At 27.8% G+C, this 24,279-nt stretch carries 26 protein-coding genes, 3 tRNA genes and 3 rRNA genes; 6 read left to right on the forward strand and 26 right to left on the reverse strand.

Annotated elements, in window-relative coordinates:
* Positions 1-99: 99 nt before the first annotated feature.
* Together nagB and ACYUCG_RS14570 are read right to left on the reverse strand one after the other, a co-directional pair.
* Complete coding sequence (nagB, locus tag ACYUCG_RS14565) at positions 100-828, reverse strand: glucosamine-6-phosphate deaminase (protein ID WP_131440858.1); 729 nt, start codon at positions 826-828, stop codon at positions 100-102.
* A complete protein-coding gene (locus ACYUCG_RS14570; protein ID WP_283682038.1) occupies positions 825-1,547 on the reverse strand; it encodes a GntR family transcriptional regulator in 723 nt (240 codons plus the stop codon). Before ACYUCG_RS14570 ends, nagB begins: the two co-directional genes overlap by 4 nt.
* 199 nt (positions 1,548-1,746) lie before the next feature.
* On the opposite strand from ACYUCG_RS14570, the gene ACYUCG_RS14575 reads away from it, so the two are divergent.
* Positions 1,747-1,911 (forward strand): hypothetical protein, encoded by a 165-nt coding sequence (locus ACYUCG_RS14575; protein WP_181159623.1) that lies wholly within the window; start codon positions 1,747-1,749, stop codon positions 1,909-1,911.
* A 93-nt stretch (positions 1,912-2,004) separates the two neighbouring features.
* Positions 2,005-2,232: a glutaredoxin family protein gene (locus ACYUCG_RS14580; RefSeq protein WP_003452255.1), complete on the forward strand. Its 228-nt coding sequence runs from the start codon at positions 2,005-2,007 to the stop codon at positions 2,230-2,232.
* Positions 2,233-2,354: 122 nt separating this feature from the next.
* On the opposite strand, the gene ACYUCG_RS14585 is transcribed toward ACYUCG_RS14580, so the two are convergent.
* The 8 genes from ACYUCG_RS14585 to ACYUCG_RS14620 form a co-directional block, all read right to left on the reverse strand.
* A complete protein-coding gene (locus ACYUCG_RS14585; protein WP_011010907.1) occupies positions 2,355-3,803 on the reverse strand; it encodes an NADP-dependent glyceraldehyde-3-phosphate dehydrogenase in 1,449 nt (482 codons plus the stop codon).
* 16 nt (positions 3,804-3,819) lie between these two features.
* On the reverse strand, positions 3,820-4,053 hold the full coding sequence (locus ACYUCG_RS14590) for a glutaredoxin family protein (RefSeq protein ID WP_240298848.1): 234 nt from the start codon (positions 4,051-4,053) through the stop codon (positions 3,820-3,822).
* 2 nt (positions 4,054-4,055) lie between these two features.
* Positions 4,056-4,994 (reverse strand): thioredoxin-disulfide reductase, encoded by a 939-nt coding sequence (gene trxB, locus ACYUCG_RS14595; protein ID WP_003452248.1) that lies wholly within the window; start codon positions 4,992-4,994, stop codon positions 4,056-4,058.
* Positions 4,995-5,212: 218 nt separating this feature from the next.
* The gene (locus tag ACYUCG_RS14600) at positions 5,213-5,560 is read right to left on the reverse strand and encodes a hypothetical protein (protein ID WP_283682040.1); all 348 of its coding nucleotides are present in this window, start codon (positions 5,558-5,560) and stop codon (positions 5,213-5,215) included.
* An 81-nt stretch (positions 5,561-5,641) separates the two neighbouring features.
* Complete coding sequence (locus tag ACYUCG_RS14605; RefSeq protein ID WP_460268796.1) at positions 5,642-8,086, reverse strand: ATP-dependent Clp protease ATP-binding subunit; 2,445 nt, start codon at positions 8,084-8,086, stop codon at positions 5,642-5,644.
* 24 nt (positions 8,087-8,110) lie between these two features.
* A complete protein-coding gene (locus ACYUCG_RS14610; RefSeq protein WP_460268797.1) occupies positions 8,111-9,124 on the reverse strand; it encodes a protein arginine kinase in 1,014 nt (337 codons plus the stop codon).
* A complete protein-coding gene (locus ACYUCG_RS14615) occupies positions 9,108-9,635 on the reverse strand; it encodes a hypothetical protein (protein WP_003459366.1) in 528 nt (175 codons plus the stop codon). Before ACYUCG_RS14615 ends, ACYUCG_RS14610 begins: the two co-directional genes overlap by 17 nt.
* Before the next feature lie 19 nt (positions 9,636-9,654).
* Positions 9,655-10,110, reverse strand: coding sequence for a CtsR family transcriptional regulator (locus tag ACYUCG_RS14620; RefSeq protein WP_003452250.1), 456 nt, complete (start codon positions 10,108-10,110; stop codon positions 9,655-9,657).
* Positions 10,111-10,326: 216 nt separating this feature from the next.
* On the opposite strand from ACYUCG_RS14620, the gene ACYUCG_RS14625 reads away from it, so the two are divergent.
* Positions 10,327-10,980: an MBL fold metallo-hydrolase gene (locus ACYUCG_RS14625; protein ID WP_003459314.1), complete on the forward strand. Its 654-nt coding sequence runs from the start codon at positions 10,327-10,329 to the stop codon at positions 10,978-10,980.
* 49 nt (positions 10,981-11,029) lie between these two features.
* Here ACYUCG_RS14625 and ACYUCG_RS14630 read toward each other — a convergent pair whose 3' ends face one another.
* The 9 genes from ACYUCG_RS14630 to ACYUCG_RS14670 all read right to left on the reverse strand — a co-directional run bounded on the left by ACYUCG_RS14630 (position 11,030) and on the right by ACYUCG_RS14670 (position 18,139).
* Positions 11,030-12,712, reverse strand: a complete 1,683-nt coding sequence (locus ACYUCG_RS14630) for a Mur ligase family protein (RefSeq protein ID WP_025648639.1) — start codon at positions 12,710-12,712, stop codon at positions 11,030-11,032.
* A gap of 116 nt (positions 12,713-12,828) precedes the next feature.
* Entirely contained in the window at positions 12,829-12,999 is a 171-nt protein-coding gene (locus ACYUCG_RS14635) for a DUF362 domain-containing protein (RefSeq protein WP_003452217.1), read from the reverse strand.
* Positions 13,000-13,167: 168 nt separating this feature from the next.
* On the reverse strand, positions 13,168-14,073 hold the full coding sequence (locus ACYUCG_RS14640; RefSeq protein WP_003452261.1) for a PSP1 domain-containing protein: 906 nt from the start codon (positions 14,071-14,073) through the stop codon (positions 13,168-13,170).
* A gap of 2 nt (positions 14,074-14,075) precedes the next feature.
* Positions 14,076-14,999: a DNA polymerase III subunit delta' gene (locus ACYUCG_RS14645; RefSeq protein WP_003452235.1), complete on the reverse strand. Its 924-nt coding sequence runs from the start codon at positions 14,997-14,999 to the stop codon at positions 14,076-14,078.
* A 21-nt stretch (positions 15,000-15,020) separates the two neighbouring features.
* Positions 15,021-15,350, reverse strand: coding sequence for a cyclic-di-AMP receptor (locus ACYUCG_RS14650; protein WP_003459310.1), 330 nt, complete (start codon positions 15,348-15,350; stop codon positions 15,021-15,023).
* Positions 15,351-15,506: 156 nt separating this feature from the next.
* Positions 15,507-15,662, reverse strand: coding sequence for a hypothetical protein (locus ACYUCG_RS14655; RefSeq protein ID WP_003452252.1), 156 nt, complete (start codon positions 15,660-15,662; stop codon positions 15,507-15,509).
* A 16-nt stretch (positions 15,663-15,678) separates the two neighbouring features.
* A complete protein-coding gene (locus ACYUCG_RS14660; protein WP_003459338.1) occupies positions 15,679-16,269 on the reverse strand; it encodes a guanylate kinase in 591 nt (196 codons plus the stop codon).
* A gap of 245 nt (positions 16,270-16,514) precedes the next feature.
* On the reverse strand, positions 16,515-17,945 hold the full coding sequence (locus tag ACYUCG_RS14665) for an aminotransferase class I/II-fold pyridoxal phosphate-dependent enzyme (RefSeq protein WP_164791883.1): 1,431 nt from the start codon (positions 17,943-17,945) through the stop codon (positions 16,515-16,517).
* A 17-nt stretch (positions 17,946-17,962) separates the two neighbouring features.
* Positions 17,963-18,139 carry a sigma factor G inhibitor Gin gene (locus ACYUCG_RS14670; protein WP_003452260.1) on the reverse strand — a complete coding sequence of 59 codons (177 nt, stop codon included), beginning with the start codon at positions 18,137-18,139 and terminating at the stop codon, positions 17,963-17,965.
* A 155-nt stretch (positions 18,140-18,294) separates the two neighbouring features.
* Between ACYUCG_RS14670 and ACYUCG_RS14675 the strand changes: the two genes are divergently transcribed.
* Positions 18,295-19,464, forward strand: a complete 1,170-nt coding sequence (locus tag ACYUCG_RS14675; protein ID WP_164791882.1) for a M20 family metallopeptidase — start codon at positions 18,295-18,297, stop codon at positions 19,462-19,464.
* A gap of 28 nt (positions 19,465-19,492) precedes the next feature.
* Here the strand turns inward: ACYUCG_RS14675 and ACYUCG_RS14680 are convergent, their stop codons facing one another.
* The gene (locus ACYUCG_RS14680; RefSeq protein ID WP_003459375.1) at positions 19,493-19,990 is read right to left on the reverse strand and encodes a hypothetical protein; all 498 of its coding nucleotides are present in this window, start codon (positions 19,988-19,990) and stop codon (positions 19,493-19,495) included.
* Positions 19,991-20,264: 274 nt separating this feature from the next.
* On the opposite strand from ACYUCG_RS14680, the gene ACYUCG_RS14685 reads away from it, so the two are divergent.
* Positions 20,265-21,209 (forward strand): magnesium transporter CorA family protein, encoded by a 945-nt coding sequence (locus ACYUCG_RS14685; RefSeq protein WP_003459363.1) that lies wholly within the window; start codon positions 20,265-20,267, stop codon positions 21,207-21,209.
* 91 nt (positions 21,210-21,300) lie between these two features.
* Positions 21,301-22,182: a S66 peptidase family protein gene (locus ACYUCG_RS14690; protein ID WP_164791881.1), complete on the forward strand. Its 882-nt coding sequence runs from the start codon at positions 21,301-21,303 to the stop codon at positions 22,180-22,182.
* A gap of 370 nt (positions 22,183-22,552) precedes the next feature.
* Here ACYUCG_RS14690 and ACYUCG_RS14695 read toward each other — a convergent pair.
* From ACYUCG_RS14695 to ACYUCG_RS14720, 6 genes are all read right to left on the reverse strand, one after another.
* Positions 22,553-22,627 (reverse strand) — tRNA-Cys (locus ACYUCG_RS14695).
* A 4-nt stretch (positions 22,628-22,631) separates the two neighbouring features.
* Positions 22,632-22,707, reverse strand: a tRNA-Phe gene (locus ACYUCG_RS14700).
* A gap of 1,062 nt (positions 22,708-23,769) precedes the next feature.
* Positions 23,770-23,887 (reverse strand): 5S ribosomal RNA (rrf, locus tag ACYUCG_RS14705).
* 2 nt (positions 23,888-23,889) lie between these two features.
* A tRNA-Asn gene (locus ACYUCG_RS14710) sits at positions 23,890-23,964 on the reverse strand.
* A 6-nt stretch (positions 23,965-23,970) separates the two neighbouring features.
* Positions 23,971-24,088: ribosomal RNA gene (rrf, locus tag ACYUCG_RS14715) — 5S ribosomal RNA — on the reverse strand.
* 50 nt (positions 24,089-24,138) lie between these two features.
* Positions 24,139-24,279: ribosomal RNA gene (locus ACYUCG_RS14720) — 23S ribosomal RNA — on the reverse strand; the annotation flags it as partial.

Genomic DNA, 24,279 nt, shown 5'->3' on the forward strand with positions numbered 1-24,279 from the left:
ATTAGAATAAAAATAAAAAACTGTTTGTAAATTTAAGCATTTAAATAATGCTTTTATCTACAAACAGTCTTCTTATATATTAATCTAAGATAGTAATAACTATTTTAATAATTTAGCTGCATCTTCATCAACTATTAATACAACATCTCTATGCATTTGTAACATGGTAGCCGGAATTTCAGTTGTTATTTTTCCACTCATCATTGCCTTAACAACTTCAGCCTTTCCTTCTCCACTTGCTATAACCATTATTTTTTTAGCCTTCATTATTCCACCAAGTCCCATAGTTATAGCTTTTCTTGGCACATCATCAATTGAATCAAAGAATCTTGCATTTGCTTCTATAGTTGATTCTTTAAGATCAGTTAAGTGAGTTCCTACACTTAAAGCTTCTCCTGGCTCATTAAATCCTATGTGTCCATTTGCACCTAATCCTAATAATTGAAGGTCAATTCCTCCCATGTCTTGAATTCTAGCATCATATGCCATGCACTCTTCTTCAACGTTTTCTGCTAATCCATTAGGTACGAATGTATTATTTTTATCTATGTTTATGTGATCAAATAAGTTTGTATTCATAAAGTATCTATAACTTTGATCATGATCTCCTGATAACCCAACATATTCATCTAAATTTATACTTGTAACTTTTGAAAAATCTAATTCTCCTTCATTGTACATTCTAATAAGCTCTTTATACATTCCAACTGGAGTTCCACCAGTAGCTAATCCTAAAACAATTTCAGGATTTCTTTTTATATCTTCAGCCATTTCTTTAGCTGCAACTTTACTCATTTCCTCATAATTCTTAGTAACGATTAATCTCATTTCAATTTCCCCTCTCTTTTAGAAATATTAATTTCTAATATATATTTATCTGATCTATAAATTGCATCTTCAACGTAGATTATTTCGCCTTCTGAGTTTAAAGCTGTATTATGACTTTTTAAAAGAGGTACTTGTTTATCAACATTAAATAAATCTTTTAGCTCATCATCCATTATTACAGCTGCTAAAGATGATTCTGTACTTTCTATAATATGTCCCTTTTCTTCTAATAACTTAAATAAGGACCCCTCTAAATCATCTCTGGTTACAAAGCCACAATATTCACAAGGAATATAAACAACCTCATTAGCAACAGCTTCTCCATCAACTAATCTTAATCTATTTATTTTATATATTTTTTCTAAATCAAAAGTATCTGCTAATTCTTCAGGTGTATTAATAACTTCAAATTCTATAACTTTAGTTATTAAACTTCTTCCTGCTTTTTTAATAATTTCTGAGAAACTCATCATATCTTCTTGCTTTACTTTAGGTTCACATACGAAAGTTCCTTTTCCTTTTTCTCTAACAAGAAGACCTTCTTGTACTAGTTCTCCTAAAGCCTGTCTGACAGTCATTCGACTTACTCCATAAGCCTCTGTTAACTCTCTTTCACTTGCTATACACTGTCCTACTTGCCAAGTGCCATCTGCTATTTTTTCTTTTATCATCTCTTTTAATTGGTAATACACAGGTATAGGACTATTTTTATCTATCATGATTTCTCCTCCTAATTAAATTATACTCAACTGGTTCTAACTTGTCTAGACCACTATACATTCTTTTTATAATAATTTCATATTTAGTCTATGTTATATTTTATCATTTATCATTAAATATTTTCCACTTTTATCAATACTAATGAATATCTATTGAAATTTTATCAAATACTATAAATAAAAATTAGGAGGGATTCCATTGAACTTAAAGGATAAATTCAATTATAACTCTACGGTTTATGAAAACCCATTGCATTCTTCTAATACCGCCCTAACTAGTTTATCTTCTTTTGCTAATAACAATGAAGATACAATGCATAATTTAATATTTAATGATCACTTAAATGATGATCAAATTAAATAATTATTTTTTATTGATTTAAATCACATATTTTATACACTTTTAATACTTAAAATAAAGATATATTAAAAATTAATTCGCATAGGAGATGATAATATGGTAAAGGTTTATTCAACAAACTCTTGTCCATGGTGCGTTAAAGCAAAACAATATCTTAAATCAAAAAATGTTGAATTTGAAGATTTAAACGTACAAACAGATATGGTTGCTAGAGAAGATATGCTTAAAAAGAGTAAACAAATGGGTGTTCCTGTTTTAGATATAAATGGAACTATTATTGTTGGTTTCGATAAAAATGCTATAGATAAAGCTTTAAATGAATAGGAACATAGAAATAGAGAGATGTTTTTACATCTCTTTATTTTTTTGCAATAAAAAAGCTACAAGTAGAAATTTACTTGTAGCTTTTTAGGTATAGGTTGAAATAAATAATAATTATAAAACTATTATCTTATTGTAATTACTGTTGCCTTAGGTCTAGACATTGCTTCTATTGAATATCTTATACCTTGAGTTCCCATACCAGAAGATTTTACTCCTAAGAATGGGAAGTGGTCTGGTCCTCTTTCAGTCTTATTGTTAACATGAACAGTACCAACTTCTAATTTATTAGCAATATAAAATGCTTCATTTATATCTCTAGTAAATACTGATGATTGTAATCCATATTTAGATGCATTAGCTATTTTTATAGCTTCATCCTTATCATTTATTCTTATGATAGGTAAAACTGGTCCAAAAGGCTCTTCCCATGCTAATCTCATGTCTGTAGTAACATTATCAAATAAAGTAGCTTCTATTAAGTTACCTTCTCTATGTCCTCCACAAACTAAAGTAGCACCTTTTTCTTTTGCATCATCAATAAGTTCCATAACAAAGTCAGCTGCTTTATTATCTATAAGCGGAACTATTGTTACATCTTCTACTTCTAATGGATTTCCCATTTTTAATTTGCTTATTTTTTCTTTTAATTTCTCTACTAATTTATCTGCAACTGAATTCATTACTAATATTCTCTTTACTGCAGTACATCTTTGTCCTGAGTAAGAATATCCACCAGCAATTATATTATTAACAGTTAAATCTAAATCTGCATCCTCTAAAACTATAGCAGCATCCTTACCACCTAGTTCCATAAGAAGAGGCTTCATAACTGTTATTTCTGAAATTCTTCGTCCTACTTCTGTACTTCCAGTGAAGTTTATGAAGTCTATTTTATCATGAGTTACACAATAGTCTCCTATTTCACTTCCTCTTCCAGTAACAGTATTTAAAACTCCTCCTGGAAGACCTGCATCATGGAACATTTTAGCTAAGAATAAAGCTGATAAACTTCCTTGAGTAGCAGGTTTAAGAACAACACTGTTTCCAGCTACTATAGCAGGTGCTATTTTTGATGCTGATAAATTTACTGGATAGTTAAAAGGTGATATTGCTAATACAACCCCTAAAGGTTCTCTTGTTACCACAGATATTTTACTTCTATTAAATCCTGGGAAGTTATCTGATGGTATACTTTCTCCATCCATACTCTTTGCAGCATCAGCTGTAAATCTTATATAGTCAGCTGTTCTACTAACTTCTGATAAAGCACTCTTTTTGTCCTTAGCAACTTCTCTTATCATTATATTTGCTAATTCCTCTTTATGCTCTTCTAATAAATCTGCAGTTTTATAAAGCACATGTGCTCTTTCATTTAAAGGAACTTCATTCCATGATTTTTGTGCTTTTTCTGCATTATCAATAATTTTATCCACATCTTCTTTAGAAAGACTTTGTATCCTTCCAACTAAACTACCATCTAAAGGTGATTTTATATCTATTAATTTATCTGATTTGTTTTCATAGAAATTACCACCCATAAAGTTATAAAAAATATTTTCTTTAGTATTCATTAAGAATCACCTTCTACTATCTTATTTTTTCTATTGCAGCATCAATTTTCTGCTTATCAAAACCAACTATAACTTCTTCTCCTATAACAGCTACTGGCACTGATCTTTGTCCTGAAACTTCTAAAACTTCATTTCTATCTTCCTTACCATCTGCAACTGTTATTGTTTTGTATTGAACGCCTAATTTTTCTAAATATTTTTTTAATTTATTACATGGTCCACACCATTCAACTGAATATACTTTTACCATACTTATCTCTCCTTTATTTCTGAAATATATTTTTCTGCATGTAAGGCTGCTATAGTTCCATCTGAAACGGCAGTAGTTATTTGTCTAAACATTTTTTCTCTAACATCTCCCGCTACATAAACACCCTTAACATTAGTTCTCATGTTTTCATCGCCTTCAATATAACCATTTTCTTTAACATTTATATATTCTCTAAACATAGATGTCTTAGGTTCTGTTCCTATATATCCAAAGACTCCATTTATAGCAATTTCTTTTTCTTCTCCAGTTTTAGTATTTTTTATTCTTGCAGCTTCAACAAACTCTCCACCTAGAACATCAACTAAATCCCAGTTATACATTATTTCAATATTTTCCTTATTACTTGCAGCCTCTAATGTCTTAGCTTCTGCACGGAAATAATCATATCTTCTTATAACAATTACTTTCTTAACTATATTAGATAGATATAAAGCTTCTTCTAAAGCAGCATTTCCGCCACCTACAACGGCAACAACCTCATCTTGGTAAACTGCTCCATCACATACTGCACAGTAATGCACACCCTTACCTAGATATTTACTTTCACTTGGAATTGGTAATTTCTTAGGTGTAGCTCCTGTAGCTATTATTACAGCCTTTGGCTTATATATATAATCTCCAGTCTCTATGATTTTTTCATCATCTTTTAATGAGACATTTTCTATAAAATCAAATTCATCTATTATAGCTCCACAAGCCTCTGCTTGCGCTTGGATTCTATCAGCAAGATCATTTCCTGTTATTTCTGTAAATCCAGGATAGTTTTCAACTGTATAAGTCGATCTTACTTGCCCTCCAACTAAGTTATCTTCTAGAACTAAAGTACTTAATTTTGCTCTTGAAGCATATATTGCAGATGTTAATCCTGCTGGCCCTGCTCCAATTATTATTAAATCTAATTCTTTTATTTCTTTATCCATACTAACACTCCTTACTGAGGTTAAATTTATTATTTGTATTATATGATATATTATTCGATGTACCCCCTTAGGGTACCTGTTTTTTATTAATTATACTCTTTGTTAAACAATTTTTCAATAATAATTATTATTAATTATATTTTTCTTTGTTTTATTTTTTATTTTAACAAAAAAACTCTATTATATTCTGTGATTTAGAATACAATAGAGAATACCTTTTACTTTCTTTTTTTATATACTTTAACTTTTACTTTTTTATCTTTAAATACTGTATTAATTCCATCAATAGTTCTTTTTTCTACATAAACAAATAATAATATTATTCCAATTATTATTACTATGGTTGATGAACCCCACTTACTAGCATTTAAAAATACAGAAATTAATAAGACCCCTAATAAACCTATAGGCAATGCTATACTTTTACTTGCTTCATTCTTATCTTTTTCTGTCATATTCTGAATTGCAACATCTTGAACTTTAAAAAGCTTTAATTTTTGATTTTTCCAAACAAAAAAAGCTATTACAAAAGATAGTAATCCCATAAAAACACATATTAGCTCCATAAAATTCCCCCAAATCAATTTTTAATATAAAAAATAAGATTATATATATTTTACCATATATAACCTTATTTAACATTATAATCAAATAGTTTTTTTGAATTTTACAACATCATCTTCTAAGAAAACATCTACTTGTGATCCTCTTAATATATTTCCACTTAAAAGTTCTTCGCTTAATCTATCTTCAATATATTTAGTTATAACTCTTCTAAGTGGACGTGCTCCATATTTTAATTCAGTGCCCTTTTTAACTAAAAATTCTTTACACTCTTGAGAAAAGTTCAAAGAAAGTTGTAAATCATTTAATCTTTCTTTTAAGGAACATATCATAAGATCAACAATTTTTAAAAGATGATCCTTTTCTAGACTATGGAATACAACTATGTCATCTAACCTATTTACAAATTCCGGTTTGAAATTCTGTTTAAGCTCTTCTAACATAATTCCTTTCATTTTATCATAATCTCGTTCCTTATCCTCTTTAGCACTAAATCCAACTGCATTTTTCTTATCTAATTTATCTGCTCCAATATTTGAAGTCATTATAATTATTGTATTCTTAAAATCTACTGTTTTACCTTTTCCATCTGTAAGAACACCATCTTCTAATATTTGAAGAAGAACATTAAATATATCTGGATGTGCTTTTTCTATTTCATCAAAAAGTATTACTGAGTAAGGATTTCTTCTTACCTTTTCTGTAAGTTGTCCTCCCTCTTCATATCCTACATATCCTGGAGGAGCTCCAATAAGTCTAGATACACCATGCTTTTCCATATATTCAGACATATCAAGCCTAATAAATTTATTCTCATCACCAAACATAGCCTCTGCTAAAGCCTTACAAAGCTCTGTTTTTCCTACCCCAGTAGGTCCTAAAAAAGCAAATGATCCAATAGGCCTTTTAGGATCTTTAAGACCTACCCTTGATCTTCTTACAGCTTTAGATATGGTTCTTATTGCTTCTAATTGTCCTATAACTCTTTTACTAAGCTTTTCTTCTAGCTTAAGAAGTCTACTTGATTCTTTCTCTGTAAGCCTTTCTACTGGTATCTGAGTCCACTTTGAAACAACCTTTGCAATATGTTCTTTATTAACTTCGTATATTTTATTGTAATTTTCTTCTCTCCAAAGTTCTTTATCTCGCTCAAGTTCTTCCTGTAACATTAATTCTTCATCTCTTAACTTTGCTGCTAATTCAAAATCCTGTAATTTTATAGCTTCTTCTTTTTCAATTTTCAAGTTAGCTATTAATTCTTCCTGCTTAAAAAGTCTAGGAGGAACAATCATACTTTCTATTCTTACCTTTGCTGCCGCCTCATCTATTAGATCTATTGCCTTGTCAGGTAGAAATCTATCTGTTATATATCTACTTGATAAATTAACAGCTGCCTCTATAGCTTCATCTGTTAATTTTACATTGTGATGTACTTCATACTTTTCTCTTAATCCCTTTAGTATTAATACGGAATCTTCTTTACTAGGCTCTTTTACAACTACTGGTTGGAATCTTCTCTCTAAAGCAGAATCCTTTTCTATATTTTTTCTATATTCATCAGTTGTTGTTGCACCTATACATTGTATTTCACCTCTTGCTAAAGCTGGTTTTAATATATTTGATGCATCTATAGCACCTTCTGCTCCACCAGCACCAACAATATTATGCATTTCATCTATAAAGAGTATTATATCATCTGAATCTTTTACCTCATTTAGAACCTTTTTAAGTCTTTCCTCAAATTCTCCTCTATATTTTGCCCCAGCTAACATAGAAGTAACATCTAATGTAAATATTCTTTTATCCTTAATAATATCTGGTACTTCACCTAATAAGATCCTTTGAGCTAATCCTTCCACAACTGCAGTTTTTCCTACTCCAGGTTCTCCTATTAAACAAGGATTATTTTTCATTCTTCTACAAAGTATTTCTAAAAGTCTTTGAGTTTCATCTTTTCTTCCTATTACAGGATCAAGTTTATTTTTATCTGCCTTTTCTATTAAATTTATACCATAAAGATTTAATGTAGGCGTATCTTTTCTTTTTGGTTTTTCCTTTTCTTTAACACTTCTACTTTCCTTACTTGGAATTCTACCTAATATGTTATTTAACTTATCACTTATATTTTTTATATCATTTTTTACTATTTTAGTTAGAATTAAATTAGCTACACCTTCTTTTTCTTTTATTAAGGCTGATAATATGTGTTCTGGTCTTGAAATACTATGACCATATTCATTAGCAATTTCAACACTTCTATCTAAAATCTTTTTGCATCTAGGTGTAAAAGGCACCTCATCTAAACTATAATTTACCTCTCCAATTCCAACATATAGCTTAATAAAACTAAGTACCTTTTCTTCAGTTACATTGCTCTCTTCCAAAATTTTAGAACATTGTCCATTTTCATTAATTAATCCTATTAATAAGTGCTCTGTTCCCATATAGCCATGTTTTAGCATTAAAGAACTTTCTTTTCCCTTATTGATTACTATTTTGGAATTTTCATTAAAATTATCAAGACGCATCTTTTACCTCCCAATACCCTATAATTATGTGTTTAAAGCATTTCTAATAATTTTGGCTCTTTCTATTTTTAAACTTTGTATATCTCTCCTTTTAATTAATGAGTTATTTATAATATCAGGTTGAATTTCAATCATAGCAGAATTTATTGATTTTAAAGTAAGATCTTCTATAATTCCTAACTCAACTCCTAATCTTACATAAGATAAATATTTTAAAGCTTCATCCCTATCTATTGAATAGGTATTTCTCAAAATTCCTAAGGCTCTTAAAATATCCTCTTTTAATTCAATATACTCATCCTCTGAAAGATTATCTCTTTGGTTTTTCTCTCTTAAAATTAATTTATTAGTAATAGATATAAGAGAATCTAAAATATCTTTTTCTGACATTCCTAAAGTCTCCATATTAGATACTTCATAAATATTGCCAATATCTTTATTTCCTGAATTGTATATACTCTTTAGAGTAATTCCTTCTTCCTTCAAAGATTTTTTTATTATTCTTATTAAATTCTTTGAACTTAAAAGTGGTAGGTGTATAAATACCTTTGCTCTTAAAGCTGCTCCTAAATTTTTTATATTTGATGTTAAGTATCCTAATTCAGAATCAAAGGAATAGTGTATTTTTTCTTCAATTAAGTCATCTAATTTATCTGCTTGAGAATACACTTCTCTTAAACTTAATCCACTATTTGTACATTCTATCCCAATATGCTCTTCTTCATTCAGTAATATATTAAATTCTCCATTTTTATTCATTATAAAAATAAGATTATCCTTATTTTCAAAGTATTTTATTAAACCAAAATTTTCTTTGTAGTAATCTATTATTTTTTCTTCACCGTCTTTTAATTTAACTACATAACATTTATCCAAAATATCAATCTCTTTCAAGCGTCCTAAAACCATACTTAAAAGATCATTAAATTCCTCTTCATTTAATAGCTTAGTGAATTTAATTCCTTTTATGTTTCTTAAGATTTTAACTTTTGATGCAATTACTATGCTATTATCTAAGGGGCTAATCCATTGAACCACTATTACTATCCTCCCTTATACTCTCTTTTAAATCATGTATTTTTTTCTTAGTAATAATAGCTTCTTCATATTCCTCTTTTAGTATATTAATTTTTAATTTTTCTTGTAAATTTAAGATTTCTAATTTCTTTAAGTCCTTTTTTATTGTTTTAGGTTGTTTCCCTCTATGATTTATCTCTGCTTCTTCTAAATTTAATAAAAATATTATTCTATTTTTAAATACTTCATAGCATTTTTCACACCCTAGGAAATTATCCTCTTCAAAATCAGAAAATCTTGTTCCACAATTTTTACATACTAAAGCTTTATCCTTAACCCTCTCTTCAATGCACTCTATATAAGTATTTAAATCTAATAAAAAATCTTCTAAATTTATCTCCTCATCTTCTAGTGCAAGGCTCATTATTTCAATTGCACATTTATCACAAAGCATTAAGCTTTCTTTTTTCCCCTTAGTACTTTTTAATAATTGTATTGTTGCATTATTTTTATTACAACTCTCACAAAGCAAAATTTTCAACTCCCATAAATTACTTAAGCAATACCATAAGCAAAGCCTTAAAAATATCTGCCCTTGTTTCATTTATATTCTTAGAACTCTGAAGGGTTCTATCATTTATTGCAACCTTAGTAAGATTTGCTGCTTTCTCATCTATGATATTATGTTCAAGTAAATTATCTACAATGGCAGCTGCATTATGGTATGTAATCCCTGTACCTATCTCATCATAAATTAAATCTCTTCTATCAGCATGAACTTCATGAATTACTTTTTTTATTACAATGTATCCACCACCACCTCTTCTACTTTCAATTAAATATCCTTTTTCATAGGTAAATCTAGTTGTTAAAACATAATTTATCTGTGATGGTGCACACTTAAACTTATCAGCTAACTCATTTCTTCTTATTATTAAATTGTTATCTTCTGTTTGGTCTAATAAATCCTTTAGAAAATATTCTATTGAATCTGACAATTTAGCCATATATATCACTCCTCAAAATTTGACCTTTACTGACCTTAATACACAATATATATTAATACATTTGACATACTTAATCAATGTAATACACTTATTCATCTATTATTTTTATTTAAATCTCCTTAAATAAATTCAATTCAAATAAATTATTCTTATATTTTATGTTTATTTATATTATATGTGTCAATAATATAAATAATTTTTATAGGAGGATTTTTAATGAATATTTATTGGTTAGGTCATTCTTGTTTTTTAATAAAAACTAATCTTGGAAAACGTATATTAATGGACCCATTTGATATAGATATAGGATATATTCCCTATAAAGGTGATGTGGACTTAGTTACTATAAGTCATATGCACTTCGATCATAATTGTACAAAATACATTAATGATGAAGCAAAAGTATTAACAGACTTAGTTGATTATCAAAATACCTTTTGCAAAGTTAAATCATATTTATCTTTTCATGATGATTGCTTTGGATTAAAACGTGATAAAAACTTCATATTTAAAATTCTTTGTGATGACATAACACTTTGTCATTTAGGAGATTTAGGACATATACTTTCTTCTAAAGTTATAAAACAACTAGGACATATAGATATATTATTTGTTCCTGTAGGAGAACATTTAACTATTTCTGTAGAAAATCTGAAAAAGGTAATCCTAGATATAAATCCTGGTTACGTTATTCCAATGCATTATAAAACTGCAAAATTAAGTTTCTATTTAAATACTGTAGATAAATTTCTAATGGAAATGAAAGGTTTTAAAATAACTCATGATCAGGTTTTATCAGTAAATTCTGAATCACTTCCTGAAAATACTACAATAAAAATATTAGAGCTAACTTCCGAAGATATGATATAAAAGACTATATGCAAACTCCATTACTTAGGAATTTGATATAGTCTTTTTCTTAATGAAAGTCTTCTAAATCAACCTCTATAATTTCTTTTCCATGATTAGGTAGGTATTTATTTATAACAGGGATTACTACATCTAAATGTTGAGTAAAATCTACTATAATGTCTCCTTCTTTGGCCATTGATATTGCCTTTTTGATAGCTTCTTCTTCATCTATTATTGATAATACTTCTACTGATTTATTTTCAATTTCATTTATCCCACTTTTTATTAAATTAGTTATTTCTAGTTCCTCTCTTCCCCTTCTATCAAAGGTTTCTTTTATTATAATAGTATCTGAATTTTCACCTGCTATTCTTCCTAATTCTTTTATGTATTCATCAAGTCTATCCCCAGGTGATGAAACTATAGAAATTATCTTATTTCTTTTGATCTTATTAGCTAGGTAAAATAATTCCTCAAAGGCTTCTGGATTATGACCATAGTCCAATATAATCTTAAAATTTTCAAGTTCAATTATGTTTTGTCTTCCAATATTGTTATAGACATCACACTCTATATTTTTTAAGGAATCCACTACTTCCTTTAAATTTTTATGTACTTCATATATAGCAGCTATAGATACCAAAATATTATTTATATTAGTTTTTGAATTACCATCATGAGTAAACTTAAAATCTTTTATATTAGAAATTATATTTTTATCTTTACCATCGAAAAATATTACATTTTTATCCTCTACAAACCAAGCTTCCTTACCATTTTTCATGTGTTTTTCAATATATTCATTCTTTTTAGAATTAAATAAAACTAAATTTTCTTTTGTCTGTAGAACTTCATATAGCTTTGGTTCTGCCTTTATTATTACTTTTCCTTCCGGTAAAACCTCTCTAGTTGTAATTAGTTTTATATCTAATAAATCATTAATATCTTTTATACCATCTACCCCTATGTGGTCCTCTGCTAAGGATGTTATTATGGCAACCTTAGAATTCTTAAATCCTAATCCCTTTCTTAAAATACCGCCTCTAGCAGTCTCTAAAACCCCAATTTCAACCTGTGGATTTGTAAGAACCTTTTTAGCACTATAAAATCCTGTAGTATCTCCCTTTTTTACAAACTCATTATTTATAATTATTCCACCAGTCATAGCCAATCCAGAGAAATACCCTAAATTCTCAAAACCTTTGTATATTAATCTTGAAGTAGATGTTTTTCCATTAGTTCCTGTTATGGACACTATAGGAATAACTCCATTATTTATTAAATCCAGATTATAATTTTTATTTTCATAATCCTCTTTACTTATTCTCTTAGAATTCACTCCATATCCTACTATTATCTCATCATCCTCTTTAAAGAAGTCTATTTTTTTCTTAGAACACTCTTCTAATAAGTTATATTCCCAAATACGTTGCTTTTTAGCTACAGCTTCATTTAATAATTTATCTGCACTTACTCCCTCTATTAAGCTTTCAATTATAAATAAAGCTAATTCCTTATTAGAGTAAGTTAACCACGCACATCCTCCAAACTCATTATATATAGCCTCTTTTAAGGTACCTTCAATATTCATCTTTCTGCATATGAACTCATAATCACTTATTAACCAATATAATCTTTTTCTTTCAGATTCCTCTATGTCTATAAATATAAGATTTTCTTCTCCCTTTATATTTCTCCCCTCTAGAACTCTTAAATCCTTTAGTTTCAAATCACTCACCCTTCCTACCATTTTTTATATTATATTTTTCCAACACTCTCCTACATTTATTCAAAATTTACTTTAAAATAAAAAAAGCAGCCTAAAGCTGCAAAAAAAAGATCATCCGAAGATGATCTTTAATAATATTATTCTTGAACTGGTGCACCTACTGGACAAACATTAGCGCAGTTTCCGCAATCGATACAAGTATCTGCATCTATAACGAATTGAGTATCTCCTTGTGATATTGCATCTACAGGACACTCAGCAGCGCATGCTCCACAGCTTACACATGTGTCTAATATTTTGTATGCCATAATAAAACACCTCCTAAAATGTTGGTATAAAAATACCATATTTATATTATCATATTTTTGCTAATTTTTAAAGTATTTAATATCTCTTTTAAGCATATTTAGCCTATTCTAGTAAAATTAGAATTAACATGCTAAAGAATACCCCTATACCGTATTAAAAATTTAATTTTAATTATCTTTTATTAGATTTTTAATTAATGCTTTATCCGCTTCATCAGTAATTTCTAATCTAATGTTTGTATCCTCTACTTCACCTTCATAACTACCTGAGATTAATTTTACATCATACATTTTAAAATCCTGTATAATCTCTTCATTTTTTCTTGGTAATTTAACTCTTACTAATTCCTTTAATACGTTGTTACCTACTACTTCACCTTTTCCAAGTTCAGTCTCAACTACAGATCCTACTCTAGGAAGTTCTTTTCTTATTTCTTCATATGTGCTTTGCTCATAATTTAAACAACACATAAGTCTTCCACATATTCCTGATATCTTAGTTGGATTTAGTGATAAACTTTGTTCCTTAGCCATTTTTATTGAAACTGAAGCAAAGTCTCCTAAGAATGTAGAGCAACAAAGAGGTCTTCCACATGGTCCAAGTCCACCTATCATTTTAGCCTCATCTCTAACCCCTATTTGTCTAAGCTCTATTCTTGTCTTAAATATAGTTGCTAAATCTTTTACTAATTCTCTAAAGTCAACTCTACCCTCTGCAGTAAAGTAGAATATAACCTTATTATTATCAAATGTATATTCTACATCTATTAGTTTCATTACTAAATTATGTTCTTCTATCTTCTTTAAGCATATTTCAAAAGCCTCTGTTTCTTTAGCTTTATTCTCCTTATGCTTATTTATATCTTCCTCTGTAGCTAATCTTAATACAGATTTTAATGGTGCAACGATATCCTCTTCACTAATTTTTCTTATACCAATTACACATTCTCCAAATTCAATACCTCTAGCAGTTTCAACAATTACGTTTTGACCCTTCTTTATCTCTATACCATTAGGACCAAAGTAATATATTTTACCAGCTTTTTTAAATCTGACTCCTATTACTTCTATCATTTTTATTCCTCCAATATACTAATCAGCATACTATCTAAAGTTAGCCATAAATTAGTATTACTTTTTAAATTATTTCTGGCCTCATTAACTACTTTTATTATCCTATTTAATTTATTATAGGATAAATTACTAGCTATTTCTCTAATATCATCTATTTTATCTCCATTTATTATGGACAAGTTGTTTTCTATTTCCTTAAATATAATTGAGTCTCTGGCAAAAATAGTTATTGTCTCTAAGATTTCCTCTTCGTTACCCTTCATGCTATAAAATTTATCAGAATATTTTATAGGAACTTCTATTTTCCCATGCCCAATATCTTTTAACATCTCTATAACTGTATTTCTTATATCCTTAAAAATATCATCATTCATGAATTTATCAACTCTTCCTGGGATACCTTCACTAAAAGATATAAGAGTTCTATTTAATTCATCATCTATTCCATTATACTTTTTAGATATATATAAATTAATTTCCTCTTTACTAAGAGGTGCTAACCTATGTATTTGACATCTAGATCTTATAGTTTCTAATATAGAATCAATATTACTACTTAAAATTATTATAAAAATACCTGTAAGAGGTTCTTCTATGGTCTTTAATAAAGCATTTTGTGCTGCAACTGTAAGCTTTTCTCCATTATGAATTATTATAACCTTTCTATCACATTCATAAGGTTTTTTATTTGCCTCAGCTATAATATTTCTTACTAAATCAACACCAAAAGAGGCCTTTTCAGATTTATAATGAACAATATCTACATGTTCTCTCTGTGATGGTATTCCTAAAATCTTATAAGCAAATTCATCTGCTAAAAGACTTTTTCCTATTCCATCCTCACCAATAATTAAATGAGCATGGGAAAGTGCATTTTTACTTACACTTTTACTAAATCTATCTCTAACTTTATTGTGACCTATCATTTATGCACTTTCCTTTCTATTTTAAATCTTTATAAATTTATCTACATCAACAACAAATATTGTAGCTCCTCCAACCTGCACTTCCATAGGATATGGTATATACACTCCACCTGGTTCTGAAACACTTGCAGATGAACTTACAACGCCTTTTCTTGTTTGGCATATATCTTTTATTATACTTATAACATCATCAACCTTTTCTTTTTGAACCCCAGCTAAAAGTGTAGTATTTCCTGATTTTAAAAATCCACCTGTTGTAGCTAATTTAGTTACACTATAACCTTTCTCATTTAACGCATCAACTAAATCTAAAGCATCATCATCTTGAACTATAGATATTACTAATTTCATAACACGTCCTCCTCACATCTCTACCCTAAAATTCAAATTTATGTTTTAAATAATTATATCATTATTTACAACCCTTAACCAAACCTTATTATTGCTTTAATTTCATAAGTTATATAATTTACTTTTTATTTAAAATTAATATTTTTAATAGCTAAATTATTTTATGCTCTTTATGCCAAAACCAGCTAAAATAACTCCTACTATAGTAAGAACTTTATGTACTCCATATGTATCTATATCAGAAACCGCTAAGTATATTCCTACTAATATTATTAGAAATCCAATAAAAGTTAACTTTAATGCATTTTTCATATTATTTTCCCCCAGATTATTTAGAAGTTTTTCTTATTACATCATATATTTCACTTATACATTCTTCTAAATTGTAATTGTTATATTTCTTAATTATATTGTTATTTAGTAATTTATCTTCACTAAAATCTTCATTATCTGCTAAAAATCTTCTGCACATCTCATTATAATTAGGACTTTTCTGTTCTCTCTCTCTTTTTAATGCTCTTTCAAGTCTAACTCCATCATCTAAGTCTATGTAAAGTGGTACTAATTTCTCATCTCCAAAATATTTTCTAAACTCAGAATAAGCCTCTAAAGTTACAATAACTATATAATTATTTTCTTCTAAGTTTATTTGGCCATCATCTACAGTTAGGTAATACCATTTTCCATGAACAGTATCATAAACTCTACATTCTATTATCTTACCTTCTCTATTAAAATCATCTAGCTTTTCTTTATCTATAAAGAAATATTCCACTCCATCTGTTTCATTATTTCTTTTAGGTCTAGTTGTATATGTAACTATAGTTTTTAAATTTAAATCTTCAACCTTATTTATCTCTTTTAAAATAGTATCCTTACCAGAACCACTTTTCCCCATTATGCAAAATATTTTACCCATAACTACTCCAATCTATATAAACACGTTTTTTTCTCTAAAAATATATTAAATAAATTCTATAAAACTCCCTAAAAAGTCTTATGTAATAATTTTAATACAAGGATTATTATATCAAATAATCTTCTAATCGTTTATTTAATAAATTAAAAAGGTTGTACCAAAATCTTATAAATAAAAAATACTTATTATATTCTTTATTTAACTCCCAACTTCGATACAACCTAACTAATATATTCTTTAAGTATTTACTTATTCTTTATTACCTTAACTTTTTTATCCTTTATCCCTATTAAATCTACTTTATTTTTCATATACTCATTAAGTAATTTAATATGTCTTTCTTCTATTATTTCACCCATTATTAACATAGGGACTCCTGGTGGATACGGAACTATACTCTCTGCCACTATTTTACCTACAGCATCATTTATATTAATTCTTTCATACTCTAACTCCAAAACTTCAAAAGGTTCTAATTTTTTCTCTGGTAAATCTGTTAAATAAAAATCTATTTCTTCATCTTTAAGACAATTTATATCACAATATTTTAAAGCATCTTTTAAAATTTTAAAATCTTCTTCAGTATTAAATGGTGACGGTATTAAAACAACATTTTTATTATCACTCATTTCACACTGTATATTTTTACTTCTTAAATAATCTAATAGTTTATTACCATTTAAGTTTTCCCTTAAGTTTAGTACTATTCTACTATTATCTATCTTAATATCATTTATCTTAATATTTTTTTCTAACCCATTAATTAAAAATTCCTTATCTAATATTTTAAAATATGATAAGTCCTTAATATGATTTTTAAAATCCTCTATGATCTTAAATAAGTTATTATATGCCTCTTCACCATGTTCTTCTAAAAAGTTTCTTGAATAATCTAAACTCATCATAAACATATATGAAGGGCTAGTACTCATAAAAATATTTTTATAAAATTCTATTTCCTCAATAAAATCTTCATTGTTAACATGCATCCAAGCAGTCTGTGTTAAACTTGGTAAAGTTTTATGAGCACTCATTACAACTATATCAGTTTTTAATTCTTGTACACTTTCAGGCAATAACTTGTTAAATCCAAAATGTGCTCCATGAGCTGAATCTATTCCCACTTTTAAATTTGCCTCTCTAGCTATTTTTATAGTCTCATCTATATTAACTCCTACGCCATAATAATTAGGGTAAGTTAATATTATTCCTTTTAAATCCTTATTTAAACTTATTTGCTCTTTTAAATGATTTAAATCAATTCCTACTGGTGCTTTTAGTTTTGAATGAAATATATTATTTATAAAAACTGGTTTTAATTTTCTCATTATTATTCCATTCATTATACTTTTGTGGCAGTTTCTTTCTACTAAAACTTTATCTCCTTCTTTAAACAAAGAAAATATCATTATTAAATTTCCACAAGTACTTCCATTAACTAAAAAATAACTCTTTTTACTTTTATATAACTTAGAAAGTTTATCCTCAGCTTCTTTAATTATTCCCTCTGGATGCTGCAAGTTATCTAATCCTTCAACTTCAGTTAAATCACCTTGTAAAAGTATTTCTTCAAATCCCTTAAAGCCTCGTCCATTCTTATGACCTGGCATAGAAAAAGGTACTATTTCTTCTCTTAAGTACATTGATATTCCATTAATTATAGGAATATTTCTCAAAGTTAACCACTCCTCTGTTATCCTAATTTTTTCTTATAAACTTCTTCTTTTAATCTATTTTTATAAAACTCATAGAATTCACTATTAATATCACAACTTATAGCTTTTTTCTCACATTCTGTGCATATTAATTTTCCTCTTATCATTATACCATGACCCTCTTTGCCACAAATTATACAAATTGACTTATTCATAGATAACACTCCTTAAATCTCTATTTTTCTATATTTTTTCCACATAATATTTTTCTATACATAATTCAGCAGGAAAAATATTTAAATAAATAAAAATTAATATTTTTTCTATTGTAGCACAAACTAATCTTATAAATATTTAGGAGGTTTTTTCAATGAGACAGGAAGTTATTTCTTATTTATCTACAGAAAAAGAAGATCTCTTTAATCTTTGTAAATTTTTGCATGATAATCCTGAAGATAGTTACAAAGAATATGACGCTTGCAAATATATATGTAATTTCCTAAGAGATAGAGATTTTGATGTAAGAGAAAAATTTTTAGATTTAGATACTGCTTTCTATGCTAAGAAAGGAAATGGATACCCTAAAATATGCTTTTTATGCGAATATGATGCTATTAAATCTAAGGGAGGACATATAACAGGTCATAATCTTCTTACTACTATATCAATTACAAGTGCCTTAGGATTAAGCAAGGTAATTGAGAAGTCTGGTGGAACAGTAATATTAATAGGATGTCCTGGAGAATATTTAGGTGGAACTAAGTCTACTTATGTTAGACAAGGTATTTTTGATGATATAGATGTAGTATTAACAGCTCACCCAGATATAGTAACCTCTGAAAGTGGTACTTCAAAGGCAATTATACCTCTAAAAGTAACTTTTAAAGGTCATGATGGATTAAGTTTCTTAGATTTTGATAGTTTTACATCTTTAGATGGTACTATGCTAACTTTTAATGTAATAAACGCTTTATCTAAGGGCTTCTGTAAGAAAGCTAACATACACACTATTTTATCTCAAGGAGGCGTTACACCTCTTCTAAGACCTGTTGAATCAGAAGGTAAATTATATATAAGAGCAGAAAGTACAAAAACTGCAAAATGTATAGAAAATAAAATAAGAAACCTTGTTGCTTGTATTTCTGACACAATGAACTTAGAAAGTTGTGTTGAACTTTATGAACCACCTAATGAAGAGCTTTTATCTAATCAAGTATTAAATAGATTATATAGTCATAATTTAAAAGAAAACGGAATAATAAACATAGGAAAACCAAGAGATATAGATGCTGGTCTTTCATTAGGAACTGTAAGTCACAAGGTACCTTGTATTCATCCTTATATAAACATAGTTGATAATGTAAATATTGATTATGGAACTAAAGAATTTGCAGATGCAACAATATCATCCTTTGCTCAAGAACAAGCACTTTCAGCTTCTTATGCCCTTATTTCAACAGCCTTAGATCTTATAGAAAGCGATTTTCTTCTTTCAGAGGTTAAAGAAACCTTCAATATGTCTAAGGAAAATTTATATTAAAAAAAGAGAGTCTTAAGACTCTCTTTTCTTAAATAGCTAAGTTTTTTTCTAATTTATCAACAAGTGTTTTACTTGGCTTAAAATAGAATTTATTATATCCATCACCATTTTTATATATACAACAATAATGACCTGTTCTATCTAATAAACTACACACATATTTCTTACAAGAAGAAGTTTTAAAATCCTTTGCTTCTTTAGAATAATCTTTACCTAAATAAACAATATTATTTAACTTTATGTTCTCTAAAGTTGATTGCTTATTAGCTTTCACCTTATGAATCATTAGTTGATTAGCTACTATGGAATATTTATAACTTGTCTTACATTTTCTATACTCTCTAAAGAATATAACTAATGTTAAAACTAGAAATATTGGATCTGTTATTGTCTCTGCATTAAAAGACTCAAATTTAATATTGCCAAAAAAATTAGATAGGCTTATAGCTAAACTCATGCAAACTATACTAATTACAATAGCTACATCCCTTCTTTTTTTGACAACTTCCTTATGCATAGTGCCCATTTAAAAATCCCCCGACTTTTAATATTATAAACAAATCACATTATACTAATTTTCAAAAATTAAATCTACCTAGATAAGTGTAAAATTTTATTGATTTTAATCTTAATTGCTCATATTTAAAGTTTATAGTAATTGTATTGCTTGTACCTCTTTATTTCTATTACTTTCTTTGTTATATCTAAGCTAATTATAAAAATTATCTTGATTTTATTTTAAATAACTTGTTTAATGATAATTGAAACAAAATATAACTTAATGCTTTGGGAGGGAGAAAATGATTCAGATATATAAATCTTTAAGTGAAAATGATGGGACTTTAAAGAAAATTGCTTCCCTTGAACCAGGTTGTTGGGTTAATATAATAGCACCTTCTCAGGAAGAATTACTTCTTATTTCTAAAAAAACAGGAGTTCCTTTAGAATTTTTAAGAGCACCTTTAGATGATGAAGAAACTTCTCGTATAGAAATTGAAGGAGATTTTATATTAATAATAGTCGATATTCCTTTTACAGAAATGGAGGATAACTCCTTAACATATGATACTTATCCATTAGCAATAATTCATACAAAAAATGAATTAATTACTGTATGCTTAAAAAATAGCAAGGTATTAACCGACTTCTCTTCAAACAAAGTTCGTAATTTTTACTCATTTAAAAAATCAAGATTTATTTTACAAATTCTAAACAGAGTTTCTACATATTATCTTTTATACTTAAGACAAATAGATAAAAAAAGTATTATGATAGAAAAGCGTCTTCATAAATCAATGAAAAACAGAGAGTTAGTACAATTGCACTCATTAAGTAAATCCTTAGTATATTTCTCAACATCCTTAAAATCTAATGAAATTACATTAGAAAAGATGTTAAAACTTGATGTTATTCAAAGATATGAAGAAGATAAAGATGTTTTAGAAGATGTAATAATAGAAAATAAACAGGCTATTGAGATGACTGATATTTATAGTAACATTCTAGGTAGTACCATGGACTTCTTTGCTTCTGTTATTTCTAATAACCTAAACATAGTGATGAAAGTCTTAGCTTCAGTTACAATCCTTATGTCTACCCTTACAGTTATCTCTGGTATATACGGAATGAACTTTGACTACTTGCCACTATTACACCATCCATATGGATTCCATATAATAATGACTTTATCTGTAATACTTTGTGGTGTAATAGCATTTATATTATATAAAAAAGATATGTTTTAAATTTATCTGTAACCATAAAAAGATTTTTGCATATAATTAACTAAAAGATTATTGAGAGCAATTTATGCTCTCTATTTTTTTAGGAGGTTTTATGGTGAAATTTCAAAAATTAAAAATTGGTGATACTATAGGTATTGTTTCCCCTGCCAGTGGAGATAGTGTTGATGTAATAAACTATAATATATCCTCATTTAAAAATCTTGGCTTTAAAATTAAAGAAGGAAAATATTTAAGAAGAAAAAATGATTATCTAGCTGCTTCTGACAAAGAAAGAGCTGAAGATTTAATGGAGATGTTTAAGAATAAGGAAGTTAAAGCAATAGTAGCTTATAGAGGTGGGTATGGATGTATAAGAATGTTACCCTATTTAGATATAGGAGTAATTAAAAAAAATCCTAAAATTTTATGTGGTTATAGCGATTTAACAGTTCTTTTAAATTACTTATCTCAAAAGACAGGCTTAATAACATTTCATGGACCTATGATAAATTCTAAAATTAGTTCAGATGAAATAACTAAAAATAGCTTTCTATCACTACTTACTGATGAAAGCAATTTAATTAACATATCTACAAAGGATTTTAAAGTGGAAAATAAGGAACTATTTAGAGGGATTCTTTGCGGTGGAAACCTAACTATGATATGCAGCACCTTAGGAACTCCTTATGAAATAAATACTAGAAATAAAATTCTCATGATTGAAGATGTAAATGAAGAGAATTATGCTATAGATAGATACTTAATGCAATTAAAACTTTCAGGTAAACTAGATTCTTGTAGAGCTTTTTTAATAGGACATTTCACACCGTATAATCCTAAAACAATAAATACTATACTTTCTATACTATTACCATATAAAAAACCAATTATATATAATATTCCTTTTGGTCATGACTATCCTAATATAACCTTACCAATAGGATCATCAATTCTTTTCGACGCAGCTAAAGATAAACTAATAATAAAATATTAAATATTTCTTATGGTTAATAGTGGAGTCAATATTCTAGCTAAGGATAAACTAATATCATAACCATCAATAAAACATGTAGATTGCACTAAGGCTATAAGAATTTATTAGCTACCACATAAAATGTACTTTTATTTATAATAAGGTTTAAGAAGAATAAAGGAGAGAGTTTCAGATACTGCATAACATTTACTTTTATTTATGCTAAATAAACTAAAAAAGACATATTAACATGTCCCTTTTAATGTTTAATGAAAAAAGTGGATTTATAAAATATAAATCCACTTAATTCTTAGTGTTTGGAATAAAATTTAGTGTGTATATGTAAATTTCTGCAAAGCAAAAACCTCAGTAAAGTTACTGAGGTTTTTTATGGAGGCGCCACCCGGATTTGAACCGGGGAATAAAGGTTTTGCAGACCTCTGCCTTACCACTTGGCTATAGCGCCACACTGGTGGCTCGAGCAGGAATCGAACCAGCGACACGAGGATTTTCAGTCCTCTGCTCTACCGACTGAGCTATCGAGCCTTACCACCAAAGAACATTTGCTCTTCACAAGTATTAATTATATAGATATATAGCTAATATGTCAATACATTTTTTAAAAATTTTATGATTTTTTTTATAAAAATATATTTATTAGATTAATATATAACAAAAAATACATTATAAAGCCACTAAAAAGCTCCTTTTATAAAAATAATATTAATTTAACTTAAAAATATTATTTTTATGTGATAAAGACTTCACTCATATTGAATTAATTAGTAAATTACTATATTTTAATTTTGAATTACTTTTCTACAATTTATTTTCATAATCTATTTTTATGATTTATTCTTATAACTTATTTTTCTATACCTTATTTTTTTATACATTACTTTTTATTAATTAAATTTATAACTATAATTTAATATTTTAACCACACTATATTGTATTCTTAAGAATAAAAAGTGTTCCTTAATTTTAAACTTTTTATTAGATAATTTCTTAAAATTTATCTACAAGTAAAACAAGAAAAAATTTATCAACAGAAACTTATACTATTTATAATAACGTAAATACTACTATAGTCCTAAAAAGTATTAAAGATAATAAAAAGAAAAAAACTATTAAAGCTGTTAAATTAATATTTGAAAATTAATTCAAATTATATATAGAAAGAATATAAATTCTAAAAGACAAATCTTTTTTTATTTAAATTTTTATTTAAAAATATAAGATTCTATTAATAAATATATTCTCTTATATTCTTATCTTATTTTTAATGTAATTATGATTTTAAACTTAATTTAAAACTCAAACCGCATAAACTTAACTTCACAATCTTAAGAGATAAATTTAAATATTACAAACCTTATTAAAAATAATCTAAACTCTAATATATAATTCAATTTGCTATAGGACAAGTATTACAACTCAAAAGTTATCCACAAATATATTTTATATTTTAATTCAATAAATTCTGTGGATAATTTTTAAAATAAAAATATCCACAGGAAAATCTAATTTTAAAAATTAAACCTTTCATGTGGATATTATAAAAATTACAAAATAAAAAAGCTTGAATTAAAATTCAAGCTTTATCTTACCTAGCGACCATCTACTCTCCCACACAGTCTCCCGTGCAGTACCATCGACCGTTAAAGGCTTAACCGTCGTGTTCGGAATGGGAACGGGTGTTACCCTTAAACGCATCATCACTAGATTTGGCTCCTCGAAGAGGACTCGAACCTCCAGCCTATCGGTTAACAGCCGAGTGCTCCACCATTGAGCTATCGAGGAATGCTGACCTGGCGACCACCTACTCTCCCACACAGTCTCCCGTGCAGTACCATCGGCTTCTAAAGGCTTAACCGTCGTGTTCGGAATGGGAACGGGTGTTACCCTAAAGAACATCATCACCAGATTATCAGAAAGATTTTGTTCTTTCAAAATTGCACACAATTAATACTATATTTGGTCAAGCCCTCGATCTATTAGTATCGGTCAGCTGAACATGTTACCATGCTTACACCCCCGACCTATCAACCTTGTGTTCTTCAAGGGATCTTACTAGCTTAYGCTATGGGAAATCTCATCTTGAGGTTGGCTTCACGC

Source organism: Clostridium sp. CTA-17, from assembly GCF_054767895.1.

Excerpts from the sequence above, each read along its gene's own strand:
- trxB (WP_003452248.1), bottom strand. The coding sequence starts at position 4,994 with ATGGATAAAGAAATAAAAGAATTAGATTTAATAATAATTGGAGCAGGG.
- ACYUCG_RS14625 (WP_003459314.1), top strand. The coding sequence starts at position 10,327 with ATGAATATTTATTGGTTAGGTCATTCTTGTTTTTTAATAAAAACTAAT.
- ACYUCG_RS14580 (WP_003452255.1), top strand. The coding sequence starts at position 2,005 with ATGGTAAAGGTTTATTCAACAAACTCTTGTCCATGGTGCGTTAAAGCA.
- ACYUCG_RS14620 (WP_003452250.1), bottom strand. The coding sequence starts at position 10,110 with ATGGCTAAATTGTCAGATTCAATAGAATATTTTCTAAAGGATTTATTA.
- ACYUCG_RS14655 (WP_003452252.1), bottom strand. The coding sequence starts at position 15,662 with ATGAAAAATGCATTAAAGTTAACTTTTATTGGATTTCTAATAATATTA.
- ACYUCG_RS14670 (WP_003452260.1), bottom strand. The coding sequence starts at position 18,139 with ATGAATAAGTCAATTTGTATAATTTGTGGCAAAGAGGGTCATGGTATA.
- ACYUCG_RS14660 (WP_003459338.1), bottom strand. The coding sequence starts at position 16,269 with ATGGGTAAAATATTTTGCATAATGGGGAAAAGTGGTTCTGGTAAGGAT.
- ACYUCG_RS14650 (WP_003459310.1), bottom strand. The coding sequence starts at position 15,350 with ATGAAATTAGTAATATCTATAGTTCAAGATGATGATGCTTTAGATTTA.
- ACYUCG_RS14570 (WP_283682038.1), bottom strand. The coding sequence starts at position 1,547 with ATGATAGATAAAAATAGTCCTATACCTGTGTATTACCAATTAAAAGAG.
- ACYUCG_RS14630 (WP_025648639.1), bottom strand. The coding sequence starts at position 12,712 with ATGGTAGGAAGGGTGAGTGATTTGAAACTAAAGGATTTAAGAGTTCTA.
- ACYUCG_RS14675 (WP_164791882.1), top strand. The coding sequence starts at position 18,295 with ATGAGACAGGAAGTTATTTCTTATTTATCTACAGAAAAAGAAGATCTC.
- nagB (WP_131440858.1), bottom strand. The coding sequence starts at position 828 with ATGAGATTAATCGTTACTAAGAATTATGAGGAAATGAGTAAAGTTGCA.
- ACYUCG_RS14640 (WP_003452261.1), bottom strand. The coding sequence starts at position 14,073 with ATGATAGAAGTAATAGGAGTCAGATTTAAAAAAGCTGGTAAAATATAT.
- ACYUCG_RS14605 (WP_460268796.1), bottom strand. The coding sequence starts at position 8,086 with ATGCGTCTTGATAATTTTAATGAAAATTCCAAAATAGTAATCAATAAG.
- ACYUCG_RS14600 (WP_283682040.1), bottom strand. The coding sequence starts at position 5,560 with ATGGAGCTAATATGTGTTTTTATGGGATTACTATCTTTTGTAATAGCT.
- ACYUCG_RS14680 (WP_003459375.1), bottom strand. The coding sequence starts at position 19,990 with ATGGGCACTATGCATAAGGAAGTTGTCAAAAAAAGAAGGGATGTAGCT.
- ACYUCG_RS14585 (WP_011010907.1), bottom strand. The coding sequence starts at position 3,803 with ATGAATACTAAAGAAAATATTTTTTATAACTTTATGGGTGGTAATTTC.
- ACYUCG_RS14590 (WP_240298848.1), bottom strand. The coding sequence starts at position 4,053 with ATGGTAAAAGTATATTCAGTTGAATGGTGTGGACCATGTAATAAATTA.
- ACYUCG_RS14635 (WP_003452217.1), bottom strand. The coding sequence starts at position 12,999 with ATGGCATACAAAATATTAGACACATGTGTAAGCTGTGGAGCATGCGCT.
- ACYUCG_RS14690 (WP_164791881.1), top strand. The coding sequence starts at position 21,301 with ATGGTGAAATTTCAAAAATTAAAAATTGGTGATACTATAGGTATTGTT.
- ACYUCG_RS14645 (WP_003452235.1), bottom strand. The coding sequence starts at position 14,999 with ATGATAGGTCACAATAAAGTTAGAGATAGATTTAGTAAAAGTGTAAGT.
- ACYUCG_RS14685 (WP_003459363.1), top strand. The coding sequence starts at position 20,265 with ATGATTCAGATATATAAATCTTTAAGTGAAAATGATGGGACTTTAAAG.